This window comes from Streptomyces sp. CA-250714 (assembly GCF_050936705.1).
Lineage (GTDB): Bacteria > Actinomycetota > Actinomycetes > Streptomycetales > Streptomycetaceae > Streptomyces.
Genome location: NZ_JBNJMI010000001.1, coordinates 1464307 through 1482186, shown reverse-complemented (window position 1 = coordinate 1482186; position 17880 = coordinate 1464307). Strand labels below are relative to the sequence as shown.

The 17880-nt window shown below is 70.6% G+C and carries 19 protein-coding genes; 11 read left to right on the top strand and 8 right to left on the bottom strand.

Features of this window, described 5'->3' with window-relative positions; all coding sequences use genetic code 11:
• Positions 1-17: 17 nt before the first annotated feature.
• Both ACQEU8_RS06640 and ACQEU8_RS06635 read right to left on the bottom strand, forming a co-directional pair.
• Positions 18-662, bottom strand: a complete 645-nt coding sequence (locus ACQEU8_RS06640) for a response regulator (protein WP_433097801.1) — start codon at positions 660-662, stop codon at positions 18-20.
• Positions 659-1891 carry a sensor histidine kinase gene (locus ACQEU8_RS06635; protein WP_433097799.1) on the bottom strand — a complete coding sequence of 411 codons (1233 nt, stop codon included), beginning with the start codon at positions 1889-1891 and terminating at the stop codon, positions 659-661. Before ACQEU8_RS06635 ends, ACQEU8_RS06640 begins: the two co-directional genes overlap by 4 nt.
• 262 nt (positions 1892-2153) lie before the next feature.
• Between ACQEU8_RS06635 and ACQEU8_RS06630 the strand changes: the two genes are divergently transcribed.
• Complete coding sequence (locus ACQEU8_RS06630; RefSeq protein WP_433097797.1) at positions 2154-2999, top strand: class I SAM-dependent methyltransferase; 846 nt, start codon at positions 2154-2156, stop codon at positions 2997-2999.
• Here the strand turns inward: ACQEU8_RS06630 and ACQEU8_RS06625 are convergent.
• Both ACQEU8_RS06625 and ACQEU8_RS06620 read right to left on the bottom strand, forming a co-directional pair.
• Positions 2972-3676, bottom strand: coding sequence for an endonuclease V (locus tag ACQEU8_RS06625; RefSeq protein WP_433097795.1), 705 nt, complete (start codon positions 3674-3676; stop codon positions 2972-2974). The genes ACQEU8_RS06630 and ACQEU8_RS06625 overlap by 28 nt on opposite strands.
• Positions 3677-3697: 21 nt before the next feature.
• On the bottom strand, positions 3698-4213 hold the full coding sequence (locus tag ACQEU8_RS06620; protein WP_433097793.1) for a hypothetical protein: 516 nt from the start codon (positions 4211-4213) through the stop codon (positions 3698-3700).
• Between the two features lie 343 nt (positions 4214-4556).
• On the opposite strand from ACQEU8_RS06620, the gene ACQEU8_RS06615 reads away from it, so the two are divergent.
• Positions 4557-5330 (top strand): MerR family transcriptional regulator, encoded by a 774-nt coding sequence (locus tag ACQEU8_RS06615; protein WP_433097791.1) that lies wholly within the window; start codon positions 4557-4559, stop codon positions 5328-5330.
• 1 nt (position 5331) lies between these two features.
• Here the strand turns inward: ACQEU8_RS06615 and ACQEU8_RS06610 are convergent, their stop codons facing one another.
• The gene (locus tag ACQEU8_RS06610) at positions 5332-6333 is read right to left on the bottom strand and encodes an ArsR/SmtB family transcription factor (RefSeq protein WP_433097789.1); all 1002 of its coding nucleotides are present in this window, start codon (positions 6331-6333) and stop codon (positions 5332-5334) included.
• A 200-nt stretch (positions 6334-6533) separates the two neighbouring features.
• Here ACQEU8_RS06610 and ACQEU8_RS06605 point away from each other — a divergent pair, with 200 nt between their 5' ends.
• The 5 genes from ACQEU8_RS06605 (at position 6534) to ACQEU8_RS06585 (ending at position 11710) form a co-directional block, all read left to right on the top strand.
• On the top strand, positions 6534-7139 hold the full coding sequence (locus ACQEU8_RS06605; protein ID WP_433097787.1) for a peptidase inhibitor family I36 protein: 606 nt from the start codon (positions 6534-6536) through the stop codon (positions 7137-7139).
• 62 nt (positions 7140-7201) lie between these two features.
• Entirely contained in the window at positions 7202-7981 is a 780-nt protein-coding gene (locus tag ACQEU8_RS06600) for a hypothetical protein (protein ID WP_433097785.1), read from the top strand.
• Entirely contained in the window at positions 7978-9336 is a 1359-nt protein-coding gene (locus tag ACQEU8_RS06595) for a nucleotidyl transferase AbiEii/AbiGii toxin family protein (RefSeq protein ID WP_433097783.1), read from the top strand. Before ACQEU8_RS06600 ends, ACQEU8_RS06595 begins: the two co-directional genes overlap by 4 nt.
• A gap of 81 nt (positions 9337-9417) precedes the next feature.
• Complete coding sequence (locus tag ACQEU8_RS06590) at positions 9418-10050, top strand: hypothetical protein (RefSeq protein ID WP_433097781.1); 633 nt, start codon at positions 9418-9420, stop codon at positions 10048-10050.
• A gap of 157 nt (positions 10051-10207) precedes the next feature.
• The gene (locus ACQEU8_RS06585) at positions 10208-11710 is read left to right on the top strand and encodes a hypothetical protein (protein ID WP_433097779.1); all 1503 of its coding nucleotides are present in this window, start codon (positions 10208-10210) and stop codon (positions 11708-11710) included.
• Between the two features lie 155 nt (positions 11711-11865).
• Here ACQEU8_RS06585 and ACQEU8_RS06580 read toward each other — a convergent pair whose 3' ends face one another.
• Positions 11866-12255, bottom strand: coding sequence for an ATP-binding protein (locus ACQEU8_RS06580; protein ID WP_433102195.1), 390 nt, complete (start codon positions 12253-12255; stop codon positions 11866-11868).
• 204 nt (positions 12256-12459) lie between these two features.
• Between ACQEU8_RS06580 and ACQEU8_RS06575 the strand changes: the two genes are divergently transcribed.
• Together ACQEU8_RS06575 and ACQEU8_RS06570 are read left to right on the top strand one after the other, a co-directional pair.
• Positions 12460-13308, top strand: coding sequence for a helix-turn-helix domain-containing protein (locus tag ACQEU8_RS06575; RefSeq protein WP_433097777.1), 849 nt, complete (start codon positions 12460-12462; stop codon positions 13306-13308).
• Complete coding sequence (locus ACQEU8_RS06570) at positions 13305-13553, top strand: DUF397 domain-containing protein (RefSeq protein ID WP_433097775.1); 249 nt, start codon at positions 13305-13307, stop codon at positions 13551-13553. The genes ACQEU8_RS06575 and ACQEU8_RS06570 overlap by 4 nt, the downstream gene beginning before the upstream one ends.
• Positions 13554-13610: 57 nt before the next feature.
• Here the strand turns inward: ACQEU8_RS06570 and ACQEU8_RS06565 are convergent, their stop codons facing one another.
• Positions 13611-14159, bottom strand: a complete 549-nt coding sequence (locus tag ACQEU8_RS06565) for a hypothetical protein (RefSeq protein ID WP_433097773.1) — start codon at positions 14157-14159, stop codon at positions 13611-13613.
• Positions 14160-14261: 102 nt separating this feature from the next.
• Positions 14262-14606, bottom strand: coding sequence for a hypothetical protein (locus tag ACQEU8_RS06560; RefSeq protein WP_433097771.1), 345 nt, complete (start codon positions 14604-14606; stop codon positions 14262-14264).
• A 250-nt stretch (positions 14607-14856) separates the two neighbouring features.
• Here ACQEU8_RS06560 and paaK point away from each other — a divergent pair, with 250 nt between their 5' ends.
• A complete protein-coding gene (paaK, locus tag ACQEU8_RS06555; protein ID WP_433097769.1) occupies positions 14857-16167 on the top strand; it encodes a phenylacetate--CoA ligase PaaK in 1311 nt (436 codons plus the stop codon).
• A gap of 76 nt (positions 16168-16243) precedes the next feature.
• Entirely contained in the window at positions 16244-17860 is a 1617-nt protein-coding gene (locus ACQEU8_RS06550) for a hypothetical protein (RefSeq protein ID WP_433097767.1), read from the top strand.
• The last annotated feature ends 20 nt before the right edge of the window (positions 17861-17880 follow it).

Below are 17880 nucleotides of genomic sequence, written 5' to 3'. Positions count from 1 at the left end.
TCGCCGGGTACCCGGCGTCAGGGCAGCAAGCGCTGTTCCTTGGCGACGGCCACTGCTCCCGCGCGGGTGTCCACGCCGAGCTTGCTGTAGATCCTGCCCAGGTGAGTCTTGACCGTGGCCTCGCTGATGAACAGCGCGCGGGCGATCTCCCGGTTGCCGAGGCCGCGTGCCAGCTGCTGGAGGATGTCGCGTTCACGCTCGGACAGGGCGGGGCGCGGATTCCGCAGCTGGGCCAGCACCCGGTCGGCGACCGGTGCCGAGAGCGCGGTGCGGCCGGACGCCGCGTTGCGGATCGCCGCGAACAGTTCCTCCGGCCGCTCCGCCTTGAGCAGATAGCCGGCGGCCCCCGCCTCGATGGCGCGGCTGATGTCGGCGTCCGTGTCGAACATGGTGAGCACCAGCACGCGTGGGCCGCCGTCCCCTGCCGACAGGTGCCGGGTGGCCGTGACGCCGTCCATACCGTCGCCGAGTTGCAGATCCATCAGCACGATGTCGGGCCGTACGCGGGCGGCCAGTGCCAGTGCCTCCTCGCCGCTGCCCGCCTCGCCCACCACCTCGAAGCCGTCGGTGCTGGACAGCAGCGCGCGCAGCCCGGCACGCACCACGGCATGGTCGTCGCACAGCAGCAGCCGGATCGGCGGGGAGGAGTGCGGCGGGGTCACGAAGTGGCCTCCATCGGTGTGTCGGGAACGTGCTGGGCGAGCGGAACGGACGCCGATACGACGGTGCCCTCGCCCGGCGCGGACTCCACGGTGAGCGCACCGCCCAACTGTGCCGCCCTTGCCCGCATGGCCGGGAGCCCGTGCCCGCGCGCCCGGTCCGCGCCGGAGGCGGAGGCCGACGGGCCGTGCGCGGCGAAACCGCGGCCGTTGTCCGCGATGTCCAGCGAAATCTGGTCGTCCTGGCACGTCAGGGTCAGCGCAGCGTGCGTCGCCGCGGCGTGCTCCCGCACATTGGCCAGCGCGCCCTGGGCGATGCGCAGCAACTGTGCCTCGACCTGCTCCGGCAACGGGCCGGGGCTGCCGTCGAGCCGGAAGTCCACCGTCAGCCCCGCACCGCTCTCACGGTCCGCGAGGGCGTTCAACGCCTCGGCCAGAGAGCTGTCGGCGAGGTCGGCGGGGGCGAGGTCGTGGACGAAACGGCGCGCCTCGGTCAGGCTCCGGGACGTGATCTCGGCGGCGTCCCGCACATATCCCCGGGCCGCGTCCGGGTCCGTCTGCCAGACGCGCTCGGCGGCCTGGAGGAGCATCTGCTGGCTGGACAGGCTCTGCGCGAGGGTGTCGTGGATCTCCGTGGACAGCCGCTGCCGCTCGGCCAGGGTGCCCGCCCGGCGCTCGGTGGCCGTCAGGTCCCTGCGGGTGCGGATCAGGTCGTCGATCAGGATCCGCTGCCGGGCCGCCTGACGTTGCAGATGCACCAGTACGGCGGTGGCGACAGCGGCGATGGCGGGCGGCGCGACCACCATGTTGGGGTTGAGCGTGCCCTGCGACACCCGCACCTGGGAGGCGACGACCAGCGCGGTGAGACCGGCCACGACCGGCACCGCGATCCGGGCCGGCAGCGTGTGCAAGCCGGCGAACAGCAGCGGCATGGCGCACCATGTGGCGCTGGGCGCGAGGGCGAGCAGCACGATCCAGACGGCCGACACCGTGCCCAGCCAGACCAGGTGCCGGGTGGTGGGCCGGTTGCCCGGTCGCGGTGCGGGCGCGAGTACCCGTCCCAGGACGTAGAGCAGACAGAAGAGGGCGAACAGCGTGACGATCCAGGGGGTGCGGTCGTCGCCCCGGTTGTGGGTCAGAAAGCGGACCAGCGAGGAACCCAGCAGCAGGAAGAAGGCGGCGTGCATGACCGCTGGGAGCCATCGCCCGTCCGGATCCGTCCGCTCACCCATGGGGGAATGCCCTTCTGCCCCTGCCTGGCGCTTGTCGACTGCGGGTATGTCGTGGCTTGTCGCGCAGTTCCCCGCGCCCCTTCGGGGCGCGGTCCCATGCCGGGACCGCAGGGTAAGCCGCACCCCGGACCGCATCAACCGATCGGATGACGCCGGCATCCACCGAACCGTCCCCGGACGGTAGCCGGTCAGCCGCGTCCCGCCGCCGCCCGCGCGGCGAAGCTGGCAGCGAGCCCGGAAATCCGAGAAGAAAGTGATCCGCGTGCCTGCCAAGAACGTGACTGTCAACCGTTCCTCCCTGGGGCACCGCGTCAGCTACGCGCTGCGCCACCCCCAGCGGGTCCCCCGCTATCTGATCCGCGCCACCAGGGACGCGTGGCTGCGCTATCGCTGGCCCGACCACATCTCCTACTACCGGGCGGTGATGCGGTCCGACACCCGCGCCGACCCGGACGCGGCGGTCGGCAGCGCCAGCCATGACCGGTGGCTCGCGCTGGGAGCGATGCAGTTCGACTATCTGCTCGACCACGGACTGCGGCCCGAGCACCGGATGCTGGAGATCGGCTGCGGCAATCTGCGGGCGGGGTGGCGGTTCATCCGGCATCTGGAGCCGGGGCACTACTACGGCATCGACATATCCCCCGACATCCTCGCCGCTGCCCAGGACACGATGGTGCGCATGGAGTTGCAGAGAAAGCTCCCCACCCTGACGCCGGTTCGTGATCTGACACTGCGCTTCCTGCCCGACGCCCATTTCGATGTCGTGCACGCACACAGCGTCTTCTCGCACTCCCCGCTCCCGGTCATCGAGGAGTGTCTGGCGAACGTCGGCCGGGTGCTGGCCCCGGGCGGCTGGTTCGACTTCACGTTCGACCGCACTGAGGGTGAGGAACACCAGGTGCTGCGGGAGGACTTCTACTACCGCACCGAGACGCTCATCGCCCTGGCGGAGAAGTACGGCCTGTCCGCCCGTTTCATGGCCGACTGGGAGGAACTCCCGCACGGCCAGTCCAAGATCCGGGTCACCCACGGATCGGACACCGCCGTCACCGGCGGCACCGACGGCACCTGCGAGGAGCCTCAGGAGCTGCGTCCGGCCAGCCGCTGACGTGCCAAGTGGTCCGCCCTGCGGGTCGTTTCGGGCTGGCGGTAGGCGGGGGCCAGCCGCATGGTGAGCGCGGTGGCGTTGTCGAGGCCGATGCCGCTGCCCACGGAGACGAACACCGGCTTGACCCCGTCCTGGGTGCGCAGCGCACGCCCCACCTGCTCGCCGTCGATGGTCAGCGGCGTCCACGCGCCCCGCTCCCGCCCCGGCTCCGCGTAGTCGAAGAGGAACGGCGTCTTGGCGACTCCGAAACAGGGGATGCCGGTCAGCACCCCGAGATGGACGGCGAGTCCGGCGCGCCGGGGGTGTGCGACGCCGTAGCCGTCGCACACGATCACATCGGGCTGCCGCGAAAGCCCCCGCAACGCGGCCGTGACGGAGGGCAGTTCGCGGAACGCCAACAGCCCGGGGACGTAGGGAAAGTCCGTACGTCCCATGTGTACGGACTCCTCCAGCACCGTCAGCGTGGCCGCGTCCAGCACGACGGCGGCGGCCACCAGGTCGCCGCCGTCCGCGTAGGCGACATCGACCCCGGCCACGGTCCGCACCTGGTCGGGCTCGGGCCCGGGCCCGACCAGGTCGGCGGCCTCACGCAGCCGTTCCTGCGCGGCGACTGCCTCCGCCTCGGTGGCGGGCCACTCGTCCGCTACCGGCTCCGCGCCGCCTGTCCCCACACCCATGTCACTCCGCTGTCGCAGCCGTCACTCAGCACACACGACGTCGTGCAGCTCGATCGGGTGGGAGTCTAGATCGACGTAGGCGGTGAAGGTGCTGGTGGTGCCGTCCGCCCAGTACGCGGTAACCGTCGCCCAGCCGAACCCGGCCGACTGTGCGACCGTCACCGGCCCGACCTCGATGTTCTGTGGCGTGTTCTGCGCGCACAGGATGACGTCGTGGTCGGGGTTCTGCGCCTGCTTCTGCTTGAGGAAGTCCGAGACGAAGTGCTTCCGCTGGGAGTCGCTCGGCCCGTGGTCGCCGTAGAACCAGGTGAGGAAGCGGTGGATCTCGGGACCGGTGTGCCGGTGCTTGGCCACCGGCCCGTCCATCTGCGCGGCGGGTTGCGCCGCCGCGGCCTGCGCTGCCGGTGCCGCCTGCGCTGCCGGTGCCGCCTGCGCGGCCGGAGCGGACAGCGCCAGCGCCGCCACTCCGGCGGCACACAGCGCGAGGGCACTACGGGTACGGGTGGTACGGAGCAGGGCGCGGGTGGTGCGGAGCATACGAACACCTCTTTTGTCGGCGCTGTCCCGGATGGGAACCGGTGCCCGCATCGTCCCCCTTCCGGGGTACTCAAGGGAACGGGGATGCTTCAACGCGCCCCACGAATCCCCCCGTTGGATGACGGCGCCCACTGCCCTCGCCGCAGGAGACGCGCGCGCCCCGCACGCGGATGGCATCCATGCCTTCAAGCGTTTCATTGAAGTTAATGGTTGGGAGTTTTCCGAGCGAGCGGACCCAGAATCCGACAGTACGGCGGCAGTAAGCCACTCGCGCACCATCGCGTAACCTTCAAATCCAGCAGAACCACGAGGATCCAGCAGGACCATGGGGGAGGAGCGGAGCATGGCTGCCGGAGCGTCGCGTGCGAAGACCCTGCGCTCCGTGGATCTCGCGCGGGCCGCCGGGATCTCGACGCAGCAGGTGCGCAACTACGAGGAGGCGGGCATCCTGCCGCCCGCCGACCGCACCGCCTCCGGATACCGCGTCTTCACCTCGCGCCACCGCGCCGCACTCCTCACGTACCGCGCCCTGGTCAAGGGCTACGGCACCGGTCCGGCCCAGCGCATGCTGCACGCCCTGCACGCCGGCGACATACCGGCCGTGCTGGCCCTGGTGAACGAGAGCCATGCCGCCCTGCACGAGCAGCGCCGCTCCCTGCAGGCGGCGAGCGAAGCGCTGACGGCGGTCGCCGAGCGGGCGCCCGAGGAGGCGGCGCCGTCCCGCTCCGTACTGCGCATCGGCGAGCTGGCGCACCAGTTGGGGCTGCGGCCCTCCGCGCTGCGCGTGTGGGAGTCGGCCGGGCTGCTGGCTCCGCGCCGCGAACCGGTCACCGGCTACCGCCGTTTCGGCCCCGCCGATATCCGCGACGCCCGCCTCATCGCCCTGCTGCGCCAGAGCCGGTACCCGCTGCTCCAGATCCGCGCCGTCCTGGACGGCCTGCGCCAGTCCGGCAGTACGGCGGAGCTGCGTGCCGCGCTGGCCCGCCGCGAGGAGGAGTTGACGGCACGGACCACAGCCATGCTGGAGGGCTCAGGACTGCTGCACGCGTATCTCCGCGACTACGGCTCCGATCGCCCCGGCCCTCCCGGCAGCCCCGCCCGGGAGGACCGGGGCTGACTCAGCGAGCGGCGGCAGCCCGCGTCCCGTTCCGCAGCAGCGCGGCGCCGAGCGGGGTGAGGGTGTGCAGTACGGATGTGGTGTGCCGGTGGCTGACGATCAGGCCGGCGTCGCGCAGCGCCGTGGCGTGCTGGCTGGCCGAGGACGCGGAGATCCCGGTGGCGCGGGCGAGTTCACCGGTGGTGGCGCCAGCGGTGACCGCGCGCAGGACGGCGGCCCGGTTGCGGCCGAGCAGGGCCGCCAGGGACGCATCGGACCCGGACTCCTCGGGCAGGCCGGTCCGGTGGGGCTCATGGCTGACCGGATGGACCAGGACTGGGTCCAGCGAGCTGTCGCCGAAAGTCACCGGGGTCCCCCAGCAGAAGTACGAGGGGACCAGGAGGAGCCCGCGGCCGTTCAGGTACAGGTCGCGGTCCTTGGGATAGCGGGCGTGCAGGACGGGGCGCTGCCAGCGCAGGCCGGGCCCCAGATTCCGCAGCACCCCCTCGATCCCACCGTCGAGCACGGCGCGTGCGGAAGCGGAGCGTTCGGCTTCGATACGGGCCTGGAGCTGCTCGCCGTACGGGGCGATGACCGTGCCGTAGTAGGCCCGCATCGCCGCTACCAGTTCCTTGCGCACGTCGGTCTCGGCCAGCCGCGGCGCCCATGCGGGTGCCCCGCAGGCGCGGGCGAGGAGGTCCACCTCCTCCAGAACCCGGTGCTCCGGGGTGGCCAGGACGGCCGCCAACCCGGCGTCGAGTCCTTCGGCCGACTCGGGAGGAGTGAGGAAGTCGGGAAAGTAGGAGGCGCGCGGTACCAGCGGTAATAACAGCGTGCGGAGGGTGTGGGTGAGGTGGGCGGTGTGGAGCCGGGCGCGGGCGGTGCGATGCCAGTCGGCGAATGCCCAGCGACCCTGACGGGTCTGGAAGCGGTGCAGGCTCATGCACAGTTCCCACAGCGGATCCGGTCCGGACGCGACGCGGGTTCTGGCCAGGTCGGCATCGGTGAAGTGGATACGGAGCATTCGTTTCCCCCGGTTTTCCTGGGCTTTTCGGGTCGGGCGAAAAAGCCTGGGTCACCATGCTCGCGTCAGCGAGGCTGTCGGAGCAATCAGCGCTGGGAACGCGCCCCACGATTCGCGACGGGCAGCGCGGCATACCCCGCCCAGCCATGAGAGCCACTCGATCGTGAGACAGAGCCGATACCGGCTCGGACGGAGGAATCATGGCTAGCAGGTACCAGGCCGCGGGACGCTTCGCAGCGGCGGTGTGCGCAGTCGGCGCACTCGCCTTCACCGCCCTGCCGGCGAGCGCGCAGCCACAGGGCGCACAGGCAGCGTCCGCCGACAGCCACGGGGCGCTGGCCTCGTACAAGGGGAAGAAGATCGACCTCTCCGAGGGCTGGCAGGGCGCGCAGGCCTGTGCGGTCTTCTCACCCGACGACATCCGCTGCTACAGCACCCACGAAGCGGCCGAAAAGGCCACCGGCTACAACCGGGCCACTGATCCGCTGGCACGCAAGGCCGCGAACGGTTCCGACGTGAACGTCACCGCTTCGCTCCCCTGCGCAAACGACTGGCTGTGCCTGTACCAGTTCGAGGACGGCGAGGGACGACGGCTCCTCTTCTCGGACAACTACTGGATGAACCTCGACCAGTACGACTTCGACAACAGGACCTCGTCGTGGCGGAACAACCAGGGCGACCATGACTGGGCCTACTTGGCCCGGTACAAGGACGGTGGCGGCTGGAACCTCACCCTCCACCCCGAGAGCCAGTCGTCGGCCATGGGCAACGACTACGACAACAAGGCCAGCTCGGTCCAGGGCTGACCCATGAGGCCGGGCCCCGCCCGGGCCAGCTGCGGGCGCCGGGGATTGAGAGGATCGGACGCGTGTGCGCATCCGTTCCCTCCCCGGCGCCCGCGTGCGCGTCCCCGTCCCCCGACGCGTTCACGGGTGAGTTCGAGATCCATCTGACCGTCGACGGCTCCTGCCCCGCCGTACGCTCCGGCGCGCTCGCCGCGCAGGCGGCCGAACAGGGCTGGAAGTACGCGCACATCGTGCTGGACCGGGGCCGCACCCCCGACCAGCCGATGGTCACCCTCGCCGCCGACGGCACGCTCGGTACGGCCAGGTCAGCAGCTCAGGAGGCGGCGGAGGAACTGGCCGCAGCGGGCTGCCCCGTCGTCCGGGTCAAGGTCGAGGCGGCGCCGTGGGCGTGCGGCGTACCGGCCACCGACGGTGAGGGCGCTGCGCTCGGCCCGGCGTACTACTTCGAGCACCATGTGAAGCTGCTGCTGCCATCCGGTGCCGAAACCGCCCGCCTGGCTGAGCTCGTCGTCGGCCACGCCGCTCATCTGTCCCGCAACGCGCGCCGCGTCCGCGCCGATGGGCAGCGCGAGCAGTTCGTCACCCAGCGCTGCCGGAGGGTGGGCAGCGCCACGGCGGGGCGGCGGCTGGACGCGCTCCTCGCCGCGCTGGCCTCCTTCCCGGACGACGACTCCTCGCCCGACGACCCCTCCCCGTACGACCCCTCGCCGTACGACGTCTCCCCGTACGACTCCTCCCCGTACGAAATCCTCTCGGTCGAGCGGGAGTTCGTGGTGTACGACAGTGCGGAGGTGTTGGACGCCGGGTGGATAGCCGAGGCGGAAGGGGTGGGACAGCAATGAACGAGTCCGCGTGGGAGAGGCTCGGCCCCGGCCCCTGGTCCGCCGAGGAAGCCGTGCCGCAGCAGGGGCCGGACGAGCGGACCCGGAACCTTCTGCGATTGCCGCCCACCCTGCGACCCGTGCGCGGGGAAGCCGTCGTACAGCGTGCCATCTTCGATCCGTCGGCGCTCCACTACGCCAACGCGATGCGGCTGGGGAACCCGGAGTTCGCCGACGCGGAGACTGGTGAGCGCTGGTTCGCGGCACGCCGCCGCGCGCTGGATCTGGTCCTGGCGACCGTCGCCGGTTCACCGTGGGCCGAGCACCTGGTGCTGCGGGGGAGCGTGCTGCTGCGCGCCTGGTACGGGGAGGCCGCGCGCGAGCCCGGCGACCTCGACTTCGTGGTGGAGCCGGCGGATTGGCAGCTGGAGGACGAGCGCACCGAGCGGATGCTGGACGAGCTCGCCCACCGCGCCGACCTCCGCTCCCATGAAGCGGACGGCGACGTCCGGCTGGACTCGCGGGGCGCGGTGCGCGACGAGATCTGGACGTACGACCGGGTACCGGGCCGTCGGCTGGTCATCCCATGGTCCGCCGAGGGCGTGCCCGGCGGCACGATCCAGCTCGACTTCGTCTTCAACGAACCGCTCCCGGCGCCTGCCGCCCGCACCGCCGTCCCGCGCCCGGAGGGAGCGGACGGCGACGCGCCGCTGTCCGTACGGGCTGCCACCCGCGAACTCTCCCTCGCCTGGAAGGTGCTGTGGCTGGCCAGCGATGTGCATCCCGAGGCCAAGGACCTCTACGACGCGGTCCTGCTCGCCGAGGACGAGACGGTCTCGCTCCCCTTCGAACTGCTGCGTGACGTCTTCCTCGGGGTGGACTACGGCTACTACGACCGCAATCCGGTGCTCCTCGACCGATTCGCCGACGAGGTGGGCAGCAGCACCGACTGGTCGGAGTTCGCCAAGGAATATCCGCACCTCACCGTGCCCGACCACGACTGGGGGCAACGCCTCGCCCACGCCCTCGCCGCCACCTTCGCGCTGCCCGCGGAATACGGCGCTACCGGCGAGCCCACCTGCTATCTGGAGTCCGTCCGCTGGCTCGCGCCGCTGATCGACGCGTGCCGCGCGACGTACGCCGAGGAGGGGCTGCCCGCCCTGCTGGAGCGGCTGCTCACCGGCTTCGTACCACCGGAGTCCGCACTGGTCGTCACCCGAGAGGTGCTGGGCCGCGCCGAGCACTCCGTGGCGGACGTGCTGCCGCTGCTGTTCGATTTCCGTCTGCGGCACCGCGAGCACCCCTTGCAGCGCGACCGGTGGGAGGAGCAGTGGCTGGCCGAGGCGGCCAGGAGACTGTCCGGGACTGGCGATTGACGCTCACCTGGGGTAAACCCTCTGTGACAGGGGGTGGTTGCCGTGTATGTATACACACAGCGGCGACGGATCTGGCCGGCAGTGGTCTTTCACACGTTGGGGGCCGTCGTCGCGCCCCTTCTCGTCCTCGGCATGGCCTACGGAGGCGCCCGGTACGCGGCCAACGGGTCGCCGGGCAGCAGCGTGTTCATCGGCAACGCGCTGGTCATCGTCGCGTTCATCACCGCGTTCGGCACGGGATTCCTGCTCGATCCGGACCACCCCTTCCAGCCCCTCGTGGCGATCGTGACCAGCGTGCTGCTCGCGCTGAGCGTCATCGGACTCGCCGACGAGGTGAGCAACAACATCCTGCGCACCCGTGGTGAGGCCACGCGGTGCACGGTGCTCGACGTCGACCGGCAGGTGCACACCAGCACTTACACCGACAGCAACGGGGTGACCCACACGACCACCAAGGTCAACTACAAGCACAAGCTCGACTGCGCCGCCGGGCGCCCGGACTCCATGACCCTCGACAAGAAGCGGGCGGAGAAGGGTGAGCGGATCGAGGTGACCTACGATCCGCGGGGTCGGCTCGACCCCAAGCCGACGGCGATGCTCGCCGAGAAGGGTGCCTGGCGCACCGTCGCTTTTGTGCTCCCTCCCGTGGTGATCGGGCTCCGGCTGCTGGTGCTGATCGCCGCCGCGCTTGAGAGGCGCCGCTATGGCCGATGAGGGGGTGCCCCTGTCTGTCTGATGCGGGCTGCGGGTGCGTTGTGGCTTGTCGCGCAGTTCCCCGCGCCCCTTCGGGGCGCGTGCTCCCGTTGGCGCTTGGCCCACCAGGTGAGGGCGGCGATTGAACCGATCGTTGCCGCAGGGAGTATTACTCCGTATGCGGCTACAACTTCGGAGACCCCGCAGCCGGGTGGCGACCGTCGCCGGCGCGGTGCTTGCCCTGTCCCTATCCCTTGCCCCGGCCCTCGTTCCGCCTTCCGCCGTCGCGGCGCCGGCTGCCGTGACGCTGGAAGGGCCGCAGCCCACCCGCTACCTGGCCGAATACCGGAAGGGAAAGGACCAGCCGGAACAGGGCTTCGGGTTCCTGCTGAAGGGGAACGGGCGCACCCAGCAGGTCACCGTACGGATCGACACCGGCCGCCTCTCCGGCGTCGCCGAGGTGAGCGGACTGAGCAAGCACTGCCATCGCGACGACAAGGAGCGGATCGAGTGCTCCTATCGCGCGAAGGAATCCGGTACGGCCGTGCAGCCGTTCGAGCTCAGTACGGCCCGTGGCAGCAAGGTCAGGGACCGGGGGGAGATCACCGTCACCGCGACGGCAGGCCCGGACGCTGCCCCCGTACGGCGCACGACGGACCTCGTCGTCGGCGTGCCCCGCTTCGAGGTCAGTGGGAAGTTCGAGCGGGAGCGCCAGCAGCCCGGCGGCACGGCGCGGCTGCGGCTCAGCGTCCGCGCCTCCGGGCCCGTACGCGCGGAGAACGGCGTCGGCCTCACCCTGGAACCGAAAGACGGCATGCTCCTCTCGCCCCTGAACCGCAACTGCGGCGCCACCGCCGAAACGCACGAGATGACGCTGTGCAAGCTCGAAGGCCGCGCGCCGGACCCCGGCGAGACGGCGACGGTTGACCGGCCGGTCGGTTTCCATGTGCCACGGGACATCCTCTACACCGTCGTCGACTACCAGGCCTACGCCATCGGCGCTCCGGACGACCCGGACCTCAACCCCCGTGGCTCCTACCGCTCCGAGCGGAAACGCTGGAACGACTGGCGCGACGGCAAGCCCGACGCGCCGACGCTGCACCTCCGCCCGGGGAAGGCCGCCGAGCTCGGCCCCTTCCGCAAGCGCTCGCGCCAGACGGTCAAGGTGGACAACCACCTGGATGTGGCGGCCCTCGGCGCGACGGTACGAGGCAAGGAGGGCGAGACCGTCGACGTCCCGATCCGCGTTCGGGAGCGGTGGCCCAACGGCAGCAAGGCGAAGGTGAGCCCCAACTACCTTGAGTACACCTACCGGTTCACCGCGCCGAAGGGCACGACGGTGGTCGGCGTCCCGGAGGACTCCGGCGAACCTATGTGTTCGCTGCGGGACCGCCGCCGCGCCGTCGTCTGCCCCGGCAACATGGATGGCGAGGAGATCCGGCTCCGCATCGACCGCAAGGTCCCCGGTGCGGTGGGTCGCGTCGCGATCCACCACGATGGCGAGTTCCCCGCGCGCGATCCGGAACGCGCCAACGACACCGATACGGTGCCGCTGCGCGTCTCGGGCGTCACCACGGGATTGCGGGCCCGCCGCGCGTTGCCGTGGGCTGTTGGCTCCACGGGGCTGCTGGTTGCGGCTGGCGCCGCGTACTGGTTCCGCCGCCGGGGTGCCACTGGCTGACGTCTGCGGGCTGCGGGCGCGTTGTGGCTTGTCGCGCAGTTCCCCGCGCCCCTTACGGGGCACGTCCGCGCCCCCCTGCTGCGCTTGGGCAGTCTGCTCCCCCAGACTCCGTCCGGGAGGTACCCCCAGGGCGCAGGGTGGGCAAGCGCAGCCCCCTATGCGGAGCACCGCGCCCACACGGTCTTGCCCGGAGTGCGCTGACGCACGCCCCAGCTGGTCGCGAGCGCAGCGACCAGCAGCAGTCCGCGGCCCGACTCCTGGCACAGGCCCGGCTCCGCACTCGGAATCGGCGCAGCCTCGCCCCTGGTGTCCGTCACCTCGATGAGCAAGGCGCCCGGCGACGGAACGCTGAGCGCGAGCTCAAAGTCCCGCCCAGGTACGCGCCCGTGCAACACCGCGTTCGCGGCGAGTTCGGCGACGATCAGCGCCGCGTTCTCGCTGCGCTCGCTGCCGTACGGGAGGCCCCATGCGTCGAACTGATGCAGCGCGAGAAGTCGCGCCAAACGGGCTCCGCGCCGGGTGGCGGAGAACCGCTGTACGAACATACGCTCGGTAGCGGCCGAGCGAGCCGGGGAGAGTGGCTGACGCTGATGCATGCGGTCACGCTGGCGCTCGGCCTCCACCGATGACCAGTTCAGCAACCCCTACGCTGCGCAAGCGTAGGGGTGCGGAGTGTGGACAGTGCGGTCAATGACACGTAACCCTGGGTGAGTTGGGGATGTTCCCCCGCCACAGGGAGGTGGCTCGAATTGCCCGATGAGATCGAGGAAGCCGAGGGCTGCGGCGGGAGGGAGCCCGAACGCTCCGACAGTCTCCGCACGTTCGGCGCCGTTGTGAAGCAGTTGCGTAAACGAGCTGGATTCACGCAGGAAGCCTGGGCCGAGCGGTCGGGGTATTCGCTGAGTACGTGTGCCGGGGTTGAGCAGGGACGGAGGTTTCCGCCGCCTCGCTTCATCGAAGTGGCGGAGATCGAGTTCGATGCGGGTGGCGCATTGCGGGAGGCCGCGAAGCACTTGACGCGGGGCAATGGCATCGCGGCCTGGTTCCGCCAGTGGGCCGAGATGGAGCTCACCGCGCTCAGCCTGTACACCTACGAGTGCCGAGTGATTCCCGGTCTGTTGCAGACCGAGGCGTACGCGCGAGCGGTGATGCGGGATGTGCCGCCGATGCCGTCCCAGGAGCAGGTCGAAGAGCGGTTAGCAGCTCGGTTGGACCGACAGGAGCTGCTTCACAGGCATCAGCCGGTGATGTTCAGCTTCATCATCGAACAGGCCCTCCTGGAACGGCGAACGGGCGGAGAAGAGGTCACGCGGGAACTGCTGGACCACCTCATCGCGTGCGCTGCGCTGCACAACGTGGAGTTGCAGATCATGCCGCTTGTCCAGGTCAAGCATGCGGGCATGGATGGGCCGTTGCAGCTCCTGGAGACGCCGGAGCACCAGTGGTTCGCCTACTCCGAGGGCCAGCAGACGGGCCAGTTGATCTCCGATCCGACAGCGCTCAGCAGGTTGCACATGGTGTATGCAAAACTGCGCTCACAGGCTCTGACCCCAGCAGATTCCCTGAGCCTGCTGAAGCGAATGCGAGGAGCGCTATGAGGAACGACGCCGAGCTGAGCTGGTTCAAGAGCAGCTACAGCGGCTCGCAGGGGGACAGCTGCGTCGAGGTCGCGCTGGACTGGACGAAGAGCAGCTACAGCGGCTCCCAAGGCGATGACTGCGTGGAGGTCGCCTCGCTCCCCGGATGTGTCCACGTCCGCGACTCCAAGGACCCCTCCCTGCCCACCCTCTCCCTCCCACCGACCGCCTGGTCGGTATTCATCGCGAACGCGGCCCGCGACTGAGCGACAGCGCGTTCTGTACGGCCCCAACAGGGGCCGTACAGAACAACGGTGGGCGGCCTACTTGTGGTCGATGAACCAGCGCCCGCACTGCGACTGCTCCCCGTCAGGGTGCACGCAGGCGCGTACCGCGTAGCTGTGTGAACTGTCGCTCTGCAACCACACCGTGTCGGTCGTGGCCTTGTCCTTGACGCCCGCCTCCCACCAGGTCACGTCGTGGTCGCAGGACTTGATGCCGCCGCCCTCGCCGGTCACTTCGACGGTCGAGGGGTACCGCGGCTTGTCACCCATCTTGAAGGGCTTCAGGCTTCGCTGGACCGAGATCGCGTCGCCCCACGCGACGTTCTTCGCGGTGGTGATGGCGTGCCAGTCCGGCGACCTCTCGGTCAGGAGGCTGGTCTTCCGGCCCTTGTGCTTGAAGGTGTCGGTGGTGCCGTAGATGCCGAACAAGAGATCGGCGTCGCAGCCGCGCTCGAATTCCCCCGTTGTGCTGGGAGCCGTCTTGTCGGGTGCGGGCTGAGCGCCGGCCGGTGAGGCGGCCAGGGCGAGCCCGCTGGTGGCAAGTAGCAGCGAGGTGACACTGATCGCCGCTGTGCGCATCTTGAGCATGTGGTTTCCCCCTCGGTTTGCCTTCTGCGGCGCTCATGCTCGTCGCTCCAGATGCGTCAGCTCCAGCACTTTCGGCGCTCCCCGAAACACCCCGAGAGGCCATCACCGGGCAAGGGGGTAACGCTCCAATACCCGCTCCTCCTCGAAGGGCGCCTCCGACAGAAACGCGGCCAGGGCGTCAGTGGTGTCGATGCCCTCCGGGGTACCGGACTCCTCGTTGCCGGCGAGCAGGAAGTACCCGGGCTTGGGGGCGTTCTCCACCTCCCGTACCAGCCCCGCAAGGGTGCCGTCCGCCAGCCGGAAGACGAACGTGTTCCAGGGGCCGAGGTCGTCCCAGGTGATCTCGGGCTCCCCCCAGCGCCGGATCGCCTCCTCCGTGCTCAGGTCGAGATACGCGACTTGCACGTTCCGCCGCAACAGCGAAGCGTCGACGCGCTCCATCGTCATCTCACCTCCGTCCCGTTGTGGAAGGTGCACATGGGACATTCCTGCCGACTCGACCGAAGTGTAGAACTCGGTTCCCGGCCGCAGGTGAGAGCGGTCCGGCTCCCGGATGCAGCTCTCTTGACAGTGCGGACTCCGCGCTGGATTACTGGGCACACCGAATGATCGGTCGGTTCCCGAGGGCGGGAGGTCCCGCAGGTGGGCACCGGCGATACGGGGCCGGGGCCGCGCCGTGCGAGGGACGGGGGCAGGGATGACGGACGAACTGCTGGACGCCGGTGAGCGGTTGAGCGCGGATGAGCTGCGGCATCTCCAGCTCACCCGGCTGCAAGCCACACTTCGGCACGCGTACGAGGACGTGGAGCTGTACCGGAAGAAGTTCGACGCGGCAGGGGTGCGGCCCGAGGACTGCCGGACGTTGGATGACCTGGCCCGGTTCCCCTTCACCACCAAGGCCGATCTGCGCGACACGTACCCGTTCGGCATGTTCGGCGTGCCGATGGAGGACGTACGCCGTATCCACGCCTCCAGCGGATCCACCGGGCGCCCGACAGTCGTCGGGTACACCGAGCGTGACCTCGACACCTGGGCGGAGCTGGTGGCGCGCTGCATCCGCGCGGCAGGTGGCCGGCCGGGGCACAAGGTGCATGTCTCGTACGGGTACGGGCTGTTCACGGGCGGGCTGGGGGCGCATTACGGCGCCGAACGCGCGGGCTGCACCGTCATTCCGGCGTCCGGCGGGATGACGGCCCGGCAGGTGCAGCTCATCCAGGACTTCCGGCCCGAGATCATCATGGTGACGCCGACCTACATGCTCACGCTGCTGGACGAGTTCGAGCGGCAGGGCGTCGACCCGCGGAGCACCTCGCTGCGGGTCGGCATTTTCGGGGCCGAGCCGTGGACGGAGGCGATGCGCCGCGAGATCGAGGAGCGGTTCGCTCTGCACGCGGTGGACATCTACGGGCTGTCGGAGGTGATGGGGCCAGGCGTCGCCCAGGAGTGTGTGGAGACCAAGGACGGGCTCCATCTGTGGGAGGACCACATCTACCCGGAGATCGTCGACCCGCTGGGGGAGGAGCCGTACGCCGCAGGGGAGCGGGGCGAACTGGTGCTGACGACGCTCACCAAGGAGGCGCTGCCCGTCATCCGCTACCGCACCAGGGATCTGACCCGCCTGCTGCCCGGAACGGCACGGCCGACGTTCCGCCGTATCGAGAAGATCACCGGCCGCAGCGACGACATGATCATCCTGCGCGGCGTCAACGTCTTCCCCAGCCAGATCGAGGAGATTGTGCTGGACATCCCCACCGTCGCACCCCACTTCCAGCTCCAGCTCACTCGCCAGGGTCGGCTCGACCACCTAACCGTGCTGGTGGAGGCCCGTCCGGCGGCGACCGGCGCGGAGCGCGAGGCAGCGGCAGCCGCCATCGTCCGCCGTATCAAGGACGGTATCGGCGTGACAGTGGAGGCCCACGTCGTCGATCCGGAGACCATCGAACGCTCGGTGGGGAAGTTCCGCCGCATCCGGGACCTGCGAGGGGAGAGCGCCGCTGCACCGGCGTAGCGGCGCAGGGCCTGCCGTCACCCGGACGTGTCACCTTCCGGGGGCGGCCGGGTGAAAAGTCCGGTTCACTCGGTTCATGAGCGTCATACCTGGCCGCCGCGCCCGTAACCGTCCGCGCCGTCTCGCCCTTCCGGTGCGAGCGCGGCCGCACCGGGTCGGAGTGCGGTACTTCCAGCAGGTGGAGGATGCGCTGTGCCGTGCCGCCGCCCCCGACGGCGTCCCGGAGGACAACGAAAAAGGCGTCCTGGGCTGGGGCACCTCATGGCGGATGCAGGGGTATCTGCTGATGGCCGAGCGAACTGGGGACCCGGGCTACGTCACCCGATTGGCCGACCTTGTCGACAGGGTGCTGGCCGCGCGGGACGACGAGCGGGGCGCGGTCGACCATCGCGGGCGCAGCGAACCGGTGTGGAGCACGGCGCACAAGTTCACCGCCGCGACAGCCGCCGTCCCGGACGAGCGGGGCGTGACCGCGCTGGAGGTGACCGTCTGCCCGCCGCGTGCCCTGCATACGCAGGTGACGGTCCGGCCGGAAGGCGACGGAGACGGCAGCCGGTTCTCCCTCACGGTGACCGGCCCTGGCAGGCCACCGTTCACCGTCAGCGGCCTCAGCCTGGACCCGGCGGACCCGCACCGGGCGGACCGCGCGCTGTACGCGGCGTACGACCAGCGCAGCGCGGTCACCGGGCGGCTGGTCGGGCCGGAGGCGGCGGTGGGGCCCGGCGCGGGGCCGCGGCCCGCTCCGATTGCCGGGTCGGGCCCCCGACGCCGGGTGCGGGCCGGTGAGTACGCCGTACGGCCCGCGAGGGTGGCGCTCGCCGCCCAGACGGGAATGATCACGTATCCGATGGCCGGGCTCATCCGCCTCGCCCGTGAGAAGCGGACCGGCCGCACCGTCCCGACTGCCGTACGCGCCCGCCTGGACGGCTACTTGGACGCCGTCGTACGGGCCGTCCGCGTCCACGACGAGCAGTGGCAGCAGCTGTCCGACGGGCGCGGCTGCTACCGGTGGCTGCCCGACGAACCGGTCTCCTTCGCGGGTGCGGAGCTGCCGACCAACGAGTTCCTGGCGATGGCCCGCACCCTGGTGCACCTCGCGGCGCTGACGGGAGACGCCGAACACGCGGAACGCGCCGCCGCGATGGCCCGCTCCCTGCGCGCCGACCTGGCCGACCGGGAGGGCTGCGCGGTGTGGCCGTACTGGCCCGGCTTCGGCCGCGTCCACAACGGCTGGGCCGCCACCGGCGACCCGGCGACGGACGGCTCCCACTACCGGCCCTCCTATGCGCCGGTCACCGTGCCGGAGGACGTCACCCACGCCCTGATAGACCTGGACTTCCTGCACCTCTACCACCGTCAGCCGCCCGGACTGCTGCCGCCCGTCTTCACCGACGGCGACCTGCGCGCCGTGGCAACCACCTTCACCCGCAACGTCGTCGAGCGTGCGAGCCTGCCCGACGCGCTGCCCGACGCGCAGCGCAGCCGTCCCCGAATGCGGCACGACGTGGGCGGTGACGGGCGGCCCGGCACCGACCGGGAACAGGCCCACGTCGCCGCCTGGCTGCCGCTGCGGGGCTGGTCCCCCGACCGCGACTTCGCGGGTCTGATCGCCGCGATCCATCCGGCTGCCCCGCCGCCCCCGGCGATGGGCGTCGACGCGTACTGCGGGGCGCTGCTGGCGCGTTGGGGCTGAGTCCGCTCAGGCCGGCCCGC